This window comes from Micromonospora sp. NPDC049089 (assembly GCF_040648775.1).
Taxonomy (GTDB): Bacteria; Actinomycetota; Actinomycetes; order Mycobacteriales; family Micromonosporaceae; genus Micromonospora.
Genome location: NZ_JBEZEH010000079.1, coordinates 16451 through 27916, shown reverse-complemented (window position 1 = coordinate 27916; position 11466 = coordinate 16451). Strand labels below are relative to the sequence as shown.

Annotated in this window: 10 protein-coding genes; 2 read left to right on the top strand and 8 right to left on the bottom strand. The window is 70.0% G+C overall.

Going from position 1 to position 11466, the window contains the following annotated elements; translation table 11 throughout:
- Positions 1 to 377: 377 nt before the first annotated feature.
- From AB0B48_RS15860 to AB0B48_RS15835, 6 genes are all read right to left on the bottom strand, one after another.
- Positions 378 to 1658 carry a sigma-70 family RNA polymerase sigma factor gene (locus AB0B48_RS15860; protein ID WP_357201540.1) on the bottom strand — a complete coding sequence of 427 codons (1281 nt, stop codon included), beginning with the start codon at positions 1656 to 1658 and terminating at the stop codon, positions 378 to 380.
- 3 nt (positions 1659 to 1661) lie between these two features.
- Positions 1662 to 2063 (bottom strand): YciI family protein, encoded by a 402-nt coding sequence (locus tag AB0B48_RS15855; protein ID WP_210786655.1) that lies wholly within the window; start codon positions 2061 to 2063, stop codon positions 1662 to 1664.
- A 94-nt stretch (positions 2064 to 2157) separates the two neighbouring features.
- On the bottom strand, positions 2158 to 4293 hold the full coding sequence (locus AB0B48_RS15850) for an alpha-galactosidase (protein ID WP_357201530.1): 2136 nt from the start codon (positions 4291 to 4293) through the stop codon (positions 2158 to 2160).
- Positions 4290 to 5204 (bottom strand): carbohydrate ABC transporter permease, encoded by a 915-nt coding sequence (locus AB0B48_RS15845; RefSeq protein WP_355007034.1) that lies wholly within the window; start codon positions 5202 to 5204, stop codon positions 4290 to 4292. Before AB0B48_RS15845 ends, AB0B48_RS15850 begins: the two co-directional genes overlap by 4 nt.
- On the bottom strand, positions 5201 to 6157 hold the full coding sequence (locus AB0B48_RS15840; RefSeq protein WP_357201527.1) for a sugar ABC transporter permease: 957 nt from the start codon (positions 6155 to 6157) through the stop codon (positions 5201 to 5203). Before AB0B48_RS15840 ends, AB0B48_RS15845 begins: the two co-directional genes overlap by 4 nt.
- A gap of 21 nt (positions 6158 to 6178) precedes the next feature.
- A complete protein-coding gene (locus AB0B48_RS15835) occupies positions 6179 to 7507 on the bottom strand; it encodes an ABC transporter substrate-binding protein (protein WP_357201524.1) in 1329 nt (442 codons plus the stop codon).
- A 282-nt stretch (positions 7508 to 7789) separates the two neighbouring features.
- Between AB0B48_RS15835 and AB0B48_RS15830 the strand changes: the two genes are divergently transcribed.
- Positions 7790 to 9808 carry a beta-galactosidase gene (locus AB0B48_RS15830; protein WP_357201521.1) on the top strand — a complete coding sequence of 673 codons (2019 nt, stop codon included), beginning with the start codon at positions 7790 to 7792 and terminating at the stop codon, positions 9806 to 9808.
- A gap of 1 nt (position 9809) precedes the next feature.
- Positions 9810 to 10586 carry a DeoR/GlpR family DNA-binding transcription regulator gene (locus tag AB0B48_RS15825; protein WP_357201518.1) on the top strand — a complete coding sequence of 259 codons (777 nt, stop codon included), beginning with the start codon at positions 9810 to 9812 and terminating at the stop codon, positions 10584 to 10586.
- Between the two features lie 28 nt (positions 10587 to 10614).
- On the opposite strand, the gene AB0B48_RS15820 is transcribed toward AB0B48_RS15825, so the two are convergent.
- Together AB0B48_RS15820 and AB0B48_RS15815 are read right to left on the bottom strand one after the other, a co-directional pair.
- Complete coding sequence (locus tag AB0B48_RS15820) at positions 10615 to 10851, bottom strand: hypothetical protein (protein ID WP_357201537.1); 237 nt, start codon at positions 10849 to 10851, stop codon at positions 10615 to 10617.
- Positions 10852 to 10937: 86 nt separating this feature from the next.
- Positions 10938 to 11210, bottom strand: a complete 273-nt coding sequence (locus tag AB0B48_RS15815; protein ID WP_357201515.1) for a DivIVA domain-containing protein — start codon at positions 11208 to 11210, stop codon at positions 10938 to 10940.
- Positions 11211 to 11466: the final 256 nt, after the last annotated feature.

The following is an 11466-nucleotide window of genomic DNA, read 5'->3' as shown; positions in this document are numbered from 1 at the left end:
CCTGGCGCCTCGCCGCGCCGGGCCGCCGCGCCGCGCCGCGCCGGGCCGCCGCGCCGCGCCCCGCCGGGCCGCCGCGCCGCGCCGCGCAGGGCCGCCGCGCCGCCGGGCGGCGTCGCCCCGGCGCTCAGGCCATGGATGAATCGTTTACGGCATCAACTCCAAAGGCGTCCCCGCACACACCCGCCCGCTGATCCGCGTCGAGTGAGGGGCGCTGGACCGCCCGTTGGTCCCGGCCAAGCCGGCGACGCCGGCAGGGGCGTGCGAAGGAGCCGGCAGGGTAGATCTTGGACACTTTCCGTTTCGTGCTGACGGAAACTGTCCAAGATTGCCAGCCGTGGTGCGTGAGGCTGCTGCCGTCGCACCCAAACGGGCCCTCGTCACGGCGACCACCCGCGAGGCGGGCAGTCCCCGGGCTGGGCGGCCAGTCGGGCTGCTCGCATCGTCAGGTAGAGCTGCTCGGGGCGGCTGCTCGTGCGGGCGGCGGCGATCCGATAGTCGGCGACCGCGCGGGCCTGGTCACCGGCCATCTCATGCAGGTGGGCGCGGGCGGCGGCCAGCCGGTGGTGTCCGGCCAACTGCGGGTCGTCCGTCAACGCGTCGAGGGCAGCCAGGCCGGCGGCTGGTCCGTGCACCATGGCAGTTGCCACGGCCCGGTTGAGGGCCACCACAGGGCTGGCGGCCAAGCGTTCCAGCACCTCGTACAGCGCCAGGATCTGCGGCCAGTCGGTCTGCTCGGTGCTCGGCGCCTCGTCGTGCAGGGCGGCGATGGCGGCCTGCACCTGGTACGGACCGACCGGCCCGCGCGGTAGGGCCCGGGTGACCAGTGCGACGCCTTCGGCGATCGCCGTCGCGTCCCATCGGCTGCGGTCCTGATCGGCGAGCGAGATCAGCTCGCCGGAGGGCCCGGTCCGCGCCGGTCCACGGGCCTCGGTGAGCAGCATCAACGCCAGCAGCCCGGCTGATTCGCTGTCGTTCGGCAGCAGCGTGTGCAGCGCGCGGGTCAGCCGGATCGCCTCCGCCGCGAGGTCGACGCGACGCAGGTCCGGGCCGGTGGTGCTGGTGTGGCCCTCGGTGAAGACCAGGTAGAGCACCTGTCGTACGGCGACCAACCGGTCCGCTCGATCCGCCGGCTCGGGCATCCGGAACGGCAGCCCGGATACCCGGATACGGTGCTTGGCCCGGCTGATCCGCTGCGCCATCGTCGCCTCGGGCACCAGGAACGCGCGGGCGATCTCGGCGGTGCTCAACCCACCGACGGCGCGCAGGGTCAGCGCCACCGCCGATGTCGGCGCGAGCGCCGGGTGACAGCAGAGGAAGAGCAGCACCAGCGTGTCGTCCCGCTCGGCGGTCAACTCCTCGTCCGGGGCTGGCGAGTACCGCTGGTCGTCCGGATCCCGGCGGGCGACCAGGTCCTCCCGGCGGCGTCGGGCCTGCTCACCGCGGACCAGCTCGATCATCCGCCGGTAGCCGACCTGGATCAGCCAGCCACGGGGGTTCGCCGGCAGTCCCTCGGTCGGCCACTGGGTGGCGGCGGCCAGCAGCGCCTCCTGCACCGCGTCCTCAGCGGTGGCGAAGTCACCGAAGCGGCGGCTGAGCACGCCGAGGACCTGCGGCGCCAACTCGCGCAGCAGGTCCTCGATGCGGGGATCGGTGTTCAGCCCTCACAGCTCCTGTGCCGGGGCGGACATCACCGGGTGCACCTCGATCGGCATGTTCAGCGGACGACCACCGGGGCCGGGCGCCGTGGAGATGTGCGCGGCCAACTCCACGGCCCGCTGCGGGCTCTCGCAGTCGACGATCCAGAAGCCGGCCAGGAACTCCTTCGTCTCGGCGAACGGCCCCTCGGTGACGACCGGTGCCCCGCCCTCACCGGCGCGGACGATCCGGGCCTGCTGCGGGCCGCCGAGACCCTGCCCGTCGACCCACTCACCGGCGGCGGTGAGCTTGGCGTTGACCTCGCCCATGAACGCGATGTGCGCCCGGACCTCGTCCTGGGTCCAGGTGTCGATGCTCGGGAAGTCGGTCCCGGCGGCGCTGAACTGCATCAGCAGCATGTACTTCATTGTTGGCTCCTCACGCCTGGGCACCGTCGTCGGTGCTCTCACCCTGAGGTAGAAGCCGGCCCCGCCGTTCTCGACACCCCGAGCAAAGAAATTTCTAGCCGACGGCGTCGACTTCCAGCACCAGGCTCTGCTCCGGGTGCAGGGCGGGCAGTTGCACACCCACCCGGGCCAGCGCCGCCCCGCTGAGTGTGAGACCACCCGCCAGCCAGGTGGGCGGGGACAGGTGGATGCTCGCCGGGCCCGGTACGCCCGACACCTGTCGCACCCGGTACCGCCGGCCGGGGTCGAGGCCGGGCAGCCGCACGGCGCCGGGCACCTGCGTCACCGATGTGGTCAGCCGGGCCACCGCGTACACCGCTCGGGTGTTGTCGTGGGCGACCACGCCGTGCGCCCAGACGGCCGGGTCGGGGTGGTCGACCCGGATCACCCGACCAGCGTGCAGCAGCGGGCGCAGCCGTTTGTGCAGCGCCACCCAGGCGGCCAGCTCGGTCTGCTCGGCAGCGCTGATCGAGGCGATGTCCCACTCGATGCCGTGGTGGCCGAAGAGCGCGGTCGCCGCCCGGAAACCCAGGTCGTGTACGCGGTTGGTGGTGTGTGAGCGTTCCGGGCCGATGTGGGTGCCGATCAGCTCCGGTGGCAGCAGCAGCCCCGTCCAGCGCTGGATGCTGAGCCGCTCCAGGGCGTCGTTGCAGTCGCTGGCCCAGACCCGGTCGGTACGCGCCAGGATGGCGAGGTCGACCCGGGCTCCGCCGGACGAGCAGCTCTCGATCTCGACGCCCGGGTGCCGAGCGCGCAACTCGTCGAAGAGCCGGTAGACCGCCAGGGTCTGCCCGTGCACCCCGGGGAGGCCGTGGTGCCCGGCCTCGGTGAGGTCCCGGTTCTGGTCCCACTTGAGGTACCGGATGCCGGGGTGGTCGGTGAGTAGCGTGTCGAGACGTTCCCGCACGTAGTCGTACGCCTCGGGGCGGCCCAGGTCGAGCACCTGCTGGTGACGCCAGGCCGGCGGCAGCCGCCCCGGCACGGCGAGCACCCAGTCGGGGTGCGCGCGGAACAGGTCCGAGTCGGGGTTGACCATCTCCGGCTCGACCCAGAGGCCGAACTGGAGGCCCTGGCCGGTGACGTGCTCGATCAGCGGTTGCAGGCCGTCCGGCCAGACGCCCTCGTCGACGTACCAGTCGCCGAGCCCGGCAGTGTCGTCGCGCCGGCCCCGGAACCAACCGTCGTCGAGCACGAACCGCTCCACGCCGATCTGCGCGGCCCGGTCGGCGAGCGCCCGCAGCCGGTCCAGGTCGTGGTCGAAGTAGACCGCCTCCCAGACGTTGAGGGTCACCGGACGGGGGGAGCGCGGGTGCCCGGGGCGGGCCCGGAGGTGGTTGTGCAGCACGTCGCTGAGCCCGTCCAGCCCGGTGTCGGACCAGACCGCGTAGAGCAGGGGAGTCTCGTACGACTCGCCAGGACCGAGCCGGACCTCTCCGGGGGCCAGCAGCTCGCCGCCGCCCACTGTGGACTCGCCGGTGGGCCGACGTTCGGCGAACGTGACGTGGTCGCCGCTCCAGGCGGTGTGCACCGCCCAGACCTCCCCATGGCCGAAGCCGAACCCGGCGGTCCCGGCCACCAGCAGCAGAGTGGCGTCGTGCCCGGTACGGCCGCGCCGGCCCTCGCGGACCCAGGTGCCGTGCTGCCACGGGTGCCGCTGCGGGGACCGTTCCCGACACCATCGGCCGGTCAGGTCGAGCAGCTCGGTGGCGACCGCCGGCACCGGCAGCGCCGATGTCAGCTCCCGCAGCTCGTACGCGCTGTCGCCGTCGTTGCGCAGCCGGTGCCGAACGGTCAGCAGGCCGTACGGGTCGAGCGTGATCTCGATGGTCACTGTCAGCCCGGCGGCCGGGTCCGACGCCCGCACGGTCAGCAGCGCCCCGCCCGGCCCGGTGTCGTGCACGTCCAACCCGTCCAGTCGGAACGCGGTGGACCAGTCTCGTCCGTCGCGGTGCCCGGCCAGACCTGGTCGGCCGCTCCAGCCGGCGCTCGCCTCCGGCAGCAGTGACAGCACTGTCGGCTCGTCGAAGCTGCTCGGCACCACCGGCGGTACCGTCGCGTCGCAGAGCTGGCGCAGGTCGTCGTCGTCGAGCGCGCCCACGTCGCCGCCCCAGTGCACGACCCGGGGCAGCCCCGGGCCGCGCGCGTCGAGCACCAGGCTGGTCCGCGCGCGGCGCAGGTGCAGGATCGTCATCCTTTGGATGCTCCCAAGGTCAGGCCCCGAACGAAGTGCCGCTGGAGCATAAAGAAGATCACCAGGGTGGGGATCGCGACGAGCACGCTGCCCGCGGAGACCAGGTTGTTGTCGGTGAAGAACTCACCGCGCAGGTTGTTGAGCGAGCTGGTCACCGGGAACTTGTCGCCGGTGCGCATGAGGACGGTGGCCCAGAAGAACTCGTTGTAGATCCAGGTCACCTCCAGCGTCGCCAGCGCGGCCAGGGCCGGCCGACACAGCGGCATGGTGACCTGCCAGTACTGTCGCCAGATGCTCGCCCCGTCGACCATCGCCGCCTCGTACAGGTCACGGGGCAGCGCCTTCATGTAGTTGCTGAGCACGAAGACACAGAAACCGCACTGGAATGCCACGTTGATCAGGATCAGGCCCCAGTAGCTGTCGTAGAGCAGCTCCGAGTCACTCATGAACTCCGGCAGCGGCACCTCGGTGAACAGCCGGAACAGCGGGATGAGCAGCGCCTGCTGGGGCAGCAGGTTGGCCGCGGTGAAGACCCCGAGCAGGACGAGGTTGAGCTTCCAACTGAACCGGGCGATGACGAACGCCACGCAGGACGCGAGGAAGAGGGTCAGCAGCACCGCCGGCACGGTGATGTAGACCGAGTTGAGGAAGTGCTGTCCGAACTCCGCCGTCCGCCAGGCCGTGACGTAGTTGTCAAAGGTCCAGCCGCCGAACGAGACGTAGCCGTTCGCGGCGGTGTAGTCGTACGAGCGCAGCGAGGTCAGCACCGCCCAGGCGATCGGGAAGAGCCAGGCCAGCGAGACGACGATGAGGAAGCCGTGCAGCAGGATCCGTAACGGGGTCAGCTTGCGGCGGGGCGGCGGCGCGTCGGCCCCGCCCTCGGTACGCCGGGTGACGGTCGCGGTGCTCATTGCCGGTTCTCCCTCATCACGGTCGCCAGGTAGATGGTGATGAAGACCAGCGAGACGACCAGCATGATCGTCGCCAGTGCCGAGCCGAAGCCGATCCGGCTCGCCTCACCCACCACGTTCTGGGTGACCAGCGCGGAGATCAGCTCCAACCCGTTACGGCCCTTGTTGACCACCCAGACCAGGTCGAACGCGCGCAGCGACTCGATCACGGTCACCACCAGCACGATGATGTTGATGGGCCGCATGACCGGGAACACGACGCGGAAGAACGTCCTGCGCTCCGAGGCGCCGTCGACCGCCGCGGCCTCGCGCAACGACGGATCGACGCCCTTCAGGCCGGCCAGGTAGAGCAGCATGATGTACCCGACGTGCCTCCACCCGGAGGCGACCATCACCGCCCAGATGTTGACGTTCGAGTCGCCGTACCAGTCGATGCTGCTGCCGAAGACAGCGTTGATCAGCCCCTGGTCGCGGGAGTAGAGCAACTGCCAGACGAAGCCGATCAGCGCCAGCGAGAGCACCACCGGCAGGTAGAGCGCGGTCTGGTAGAAGCGGCTGCCGCGCAGTTCCTTGTCCAACAGCACGGCCAGGAACATGCCGAACGGGGTGGCGACCACGAACAGCGACGCCAGCCAGAGCAGGTTGTGCTGGATCGCCGGCACGAACGGCGGGTAGATGTTCACCACGTCGCTGTAGTTGCGGGCGCCGACGAGCTCGATCTCGTTGAGTGGGCCGATGCCGTCCCAGTTGGTGCCGGAGAGCAGCACTGTGGCTGCCGCCGGCAACCAGACGAACCCGGTGACGAGCAGCAGCGGGACGAGCACCATCAGCGTGATGACCACGCGGTCGGTGCGGGACAAGAGCCGTAGCCGCCGACGACGACCACCCGTGGAGGTGGTCGTGGCCGGCGGCGGCACGGCGCGATCCGCTTGGATCAGGGGCAGGTCGGACACGATGTCCTCCCCCTTCCGCCGTCAGTCAGTGAAGATCGACTTCTTCTGGTTCTCGATGGACGAGGTCAGGCCGTCGATGTCCTTGGGGTTCTTGATGAACTGCTGGATCGCCGGGATCATCACGGTGGAGGCGAAGTCCGGCCGGGTGTCGCGGTCGAGGAACTGGGCGATCTCGGTGGCCGACCCGACCAGTTCGGCGGCCTTCTTCTGCAGCGCGGTGTAGCCGTTGACGTCCGCGCCGCTGTTGGCGACGAGGACGGCCGGGTCGTTCTTGAGGTTGATGTCCGCGGCCGCCTTGCCACCGAGGTACTCCAGCAGCTTGCGCGCGTTGTCCTCGCTCTTGGGCTTGCGGGCCATCATGTAGCCGTCGATCGGCGCGTCGAGGGCCTTGGCGCCGATGGCCGGGTCGATCTCGGGGAAGGTGAAGAAGTCGAGGTCGTCCTGCTCGTCGTTGCTGAACTGCTGGCCGACGAAGAGGCCGAGCAGGTACATGCCGCTCTTCTTCTGCTGCAACGACTGCGCGGCCTCCTGCCAGGTGCGACCGAGGCTGTCCGGCTGGTGCAGGGGGAGCAGGCCGGCCCAGGTATCGAAGACCTTCTTGACCTTGTCGGAGGTCCAGGCCTCCTTGCCGGCCATCAGGTCGATGTGGAACTGGTAGCCGTTGATGCGTAGGTTGAGGATGTCGAAGGTGCCCATCGCCGGCCAGCCGTCCTTGTCGGCGAAGGCGATCGGGATGAGGCCGTCCTTCTTCATCTGCGCGCCGAGGTCGGTGAACTCGGTGATGGTCTTCGGCACCTGGTAGCCGCGCTGCTGCCACACCGACTTGCGGTAGAAGACGGCCCACGGGTAGTACGTCGCCGGGACGAAGTACTGCTTGCCGTCGTCGCCGGTCGATGCCTTCTTGAAGGCCTCCGAGTAGCCGGAGAGCTTGCCCCACACGTCACTGATGTCGCTGGCCAGGCCCTTCTGAGCGAAGAAGCGCATCCGGTAGCCGGCGAACCAGGTGAACACGTCGTCCGGCTTGCCCTGTAGGTAATTGTTGATGTTCTCCTGGAACGTGTTGTGGTCGACCGTGTTGATCGCGACCTGCACACCGGACGAGGTCTTGAAGCCGTCGGTGACCTTGACGACGACGTCCTTCGGCTTCGGGTCGGACTGGTTCGAGCCGAGCGACACGTCCTTGCTGGACCCGCCGGAGCCGGAGTCGTCGCCACAGCCGGCGAGCAGGCCGGTGCCGAGCAGCGCGCCCGTGCCGGCCGCGCCGGCCAGCAACGATCGTCGGTTGATGCCGGCGACTGAGGGCGGTACGAGCCGAGCCAGGTACTCGGCTTGGGATTGGGGACGGGACATCTGTGCCTCCTGCGGATGAGAAGGAGCTACGCCCAAGGGCCTCAGGGTGGTGAAGGCAGGTCCAGCGTCGTGATCACACATTGAGATCCACCGAGAATCCACATTGGCGAACACGAACGGCCATTGGGGCCTCAAGCTACCCTGCGGTCGGGCCCTGTCAAGAGGGCAGTTCGCCTCTGATAACCCAGTCGTGATCCGGCTGTTACCCGGCAAACGTTGGAAAGAAGCTCGATGTTGGAACCTGTTGACTTCGCTGGACCAGCGGGTGCACCCTCAGCTGTCATGCGACGTTGGCAGGGTGACGGCATCTATTTCGGCGGCGACTACAACCCCGAGCAGTGGCCCGAGGAAACCTGGTCCGAGGACGTCGAGCTGATGCGCCAGGCCGGGGTCAACCTGGTCTCCGTCGGCATCTTCTCCTGGGCGTTGCTGGAGCCCACCCCGGGGCGGTTCGAGTTCGGCTGGCTGGACCGGGTGCTGGATCTGCTGCACGACGGTGGCATTCAGGTCGACCTGGCCACCGCCACGGCCAGCCCGCCGCCGTGGTTGGCCCGCGCGCACCCGGAGACGCTGCCCCGCCGGGCCGACGGCGCGATCCTCTGGCCGGGCGGACGGCAGGCGTACTGCCCCAGTTCACCCGTGTTCCGCGAGCGGTCGCTGGAGTTGGTGCGCGCGGTGGCCGGCCGGTACGCCGAGCATCCCGCCGTGGTCATGTGGCACGTCTCCAACGAACTGGGCTGCCACAACGTGCACTGCTACTGCGACGTCAGCGCCGAGGCGTTCCGCGGCTGGTTGTGCGAGCGCTACGGCGACCTGGACCGGCTCAACGACGCCTGGGGCACCGTGTTCTGGAGCCAGCGCTACGGCGACTGGGCCGAGATCAACCCGCCGCGTGTCGCGCCGACCTTCGCCAACCCGACGCAGCAACTGGACTTCCTGCGGTTCTCCTCCGACGAGCAGCGCGCCCAGCTGCGCGCCGAGCGGAAGGTGTTGCAGACGCTGGTCCGGCAGCCGATCACCACCAACTTCATGATCGGCCTCGGCATCAAACACATGGACTACCACTCCTGGGCGTCCGACGTGGACCTCGTCTCCAACGACCACTACCTGACCGCCGCCGACCCGCAGGCGCACCTCGGGCTGGCGCTCGCCGCCGATCACACCCGGGGCGTCGCCGGCGGCGACCCGTGGCTGTTGATGGAGCACTCCACCAGCGCGGTCAACTGGCAGCCCCGCAACGTTGCCAAGCTGCCCGGGCAGATGCGCCGCAACAGCCTCGCGCACGTCGCCCGCGGTGCCGACGGGGTGCTCTTCTTCCAGTGGCGCGCCTCCCGGGCCGGGGCGGAGAAGTTCCACTCCGCGCTGGTCCCGCACGCCGGGCCGGAGACCAAGGTGTTCCGCGAGGTCTGCCAGCTCGGCGCGGACCTCAAGGCCCTCGCGGAGGTGCGCGGCAGCCGGGTGGACGCCGACGTGGCGATCCTGTTCGACTGGGAGGCGTGGTGGGGCGTCGAGCTGGATTCGCACCCCAGCGCCGACGTCACCTACGCCGACCGGCTGAACGCCCTCCACGGCTCGCTCTGGCGTGCCGGTGTGACGGCCGACATCGTCCACCCGTCGACCGACCTCAACGGCTACCGGCTGGTCCTGGTGCCGACCCTCTACCTGGTCCGGGACGCCGACGTCGCCGCGTTGCACCGCTTTGTCGAGGCCGGTGGCACGGCGGCGGTCACCTACTTCAGCGGCATCGTCGACGCCGACGACCACATCCGGCTGGGCGGCTACCCGGGCGCGTTCCGGGAGCTGCTCGGCGTCCGGACCGAGGAGTTCTTCCCGCTGCGTGCGGGTGAGCAGGTCCAGTTGGACGACGGCAGCACTGCCGACGTGTGGACCGAGTGGGTGCACCCGGACGGCGCCGACGTGCTCGCCTCGTACACCGATGGGCCCTTGCCGGGCGTGCCGGCGCTGACCCGGCACCGGGTGGGCGACGGCGCCGCCTGGTACGTCGGCACCCGGCTGGACGATCCGGCCACCGACCGGTTGGTGGCGCGGCTGCTCGCGGAGGCCGACGTCCGCCCGGCGGCGTCGGCACCCTCGGGCGTCGAGGTGGTCCGCCGCCGCGACGCCGACCGGACCTGGCTGTTCGCGATCAACCACACCGACACCGAGGTACGCCTACCGGCGCGCGGCGTCGAGCTGTTGACCGGGGGATACTGCGCCGGTGAGCTGGCACTGCCGGCCGGTGAGGTGGCGGTCGTCCGTGAGGACCGGGCCGATGCCTTCGCTGTGAAGGAGGTTCCCTGAGTTGCTCGCCCAACAACGGCAGACCGCCATCCTCGATCTGATCCGCCAACGCGGCGGGGTACGGGTGAGTCACCTGGTCAGTCGGTTCGGCGTCTCCGACATGACGATCCGACGCGACTTGGAGGTGTTGGCCGACCGGGGCCTGGTGGACAAGGTGCACGGCGGTGCGACCCTCGCCGGACCCGGCTCGGCCGAGGAACCCGGCTTCGCCGCGAAGTCGATCCGCCAACAGGCGGAGAAGCGGGCCATCGCCGAGCGGGCGGCGACGATGGTGGAGCCGGGAATGGCCATCGCGCTCTCCGCGGGCACCACCACCGCCGCGCTGGCCACGCTCCTCTCCGACGTACGCGGGTTGACAGTGGTGACGAACTCGATCCCGGTGGCCGACGCGCTCTACCAGGACCCGCGCGCCGACCAGACCGTCGTGCTGACAGGTGGCATCCGTACCCCGTCGGACGCGCTGACCGGGCCGGTGGCCGAGGCGGCGATCAGCGCGCTCAACGTCGACCTGCTCTTCCTCGGTGTGCACGGCCTCAGCCCACGAACCGGCTTCACCACACCCAACCTGCTGGAGGCCGGGGTCAACAGGTGTCTCATCGGTGCCGCCCGTCGACTCGTGGTGCTCGCCGACCACACCAAGTGGGAGACGATCGGCATCGCCACCATCGCCCCACTGGAGGCCGCCGACGTGCTGATCACCGACCGTGGGCTGCCGCCCGAGGCCCGCACCACGATCGGCGAGCAGGTCGGCGAGTTGGTGATCGTCGAACCGGGCTGACGACCGGACCGCGCTGTGCTTCCGCGATCTAGGGGTCCTCGTCGGGGAGGCAGACGCCGACGTGGTCGGCCTGCCGCGCGCAGCGGCGGCGACCGGGCATGAGCCGGTCGCAGAAGACCCAATGTCGTACGTGCTGCGCGTCCTCGGCCGAGACGGTGGTGCCGCCGAGGTCGACCTGCGGCATGGAGGCCAGCGAACGGGCCAGCGTCCGCGCCAGGTCCAGTGCCTCGGCCAGGTCGGTGACCGCCACCGGCAGGTGGATCACATGCCGAGGCCTCTGCGGGTACGTCTCGACGGCGAACCGCGGCAACGGCGTGAAGAGCCCGCTGTACTGATGCTCCCAGCCCGGGCTCACGGCTGACCCCGCTCGGACCAGGCGCTCTGCCAGTCGCGCAGCGCCCGCTTTATCCGGGCGTTCTCCTCGCTGAGCCGAGCGACATCGTGGTGCAACGTCGCAAGGTCGAGCGCGACGCGGTGCAGGAACCGTCGTACCTCCCCGGGGTCCAGGCCTCGCCGGCCGAAACCGACGACGGTGAAGTGCCGGTCGCGGACCTGGCTCGGGTGCAGCCGAGCCAGCCGGGTGCTGCCGTGGAGCGTGCCGTCGTAGATCGACCCTCTGGTCATTCATCACCTCGCGCGTCGTCGACCAATGGGCGGGTCAGGGTCGCGAAGGGCCCTTTGCCGTGGTAGTTATTCGTTCAAGTCGGTTCGGAGCCGGGATTCGCACATCCCGACGCTCTAGTTGAGACCCGACGAGAGCCGGTATGCGGATGCCACTCGCGAGGCCGTCTCTCGTCACCTTCTCGGCTGTTGGCACAGCCGCGGTTGCCGTGTTTGCACCGGGCGTCCCCGGGGGCCGGTGATCACCCTCACCCGAAGG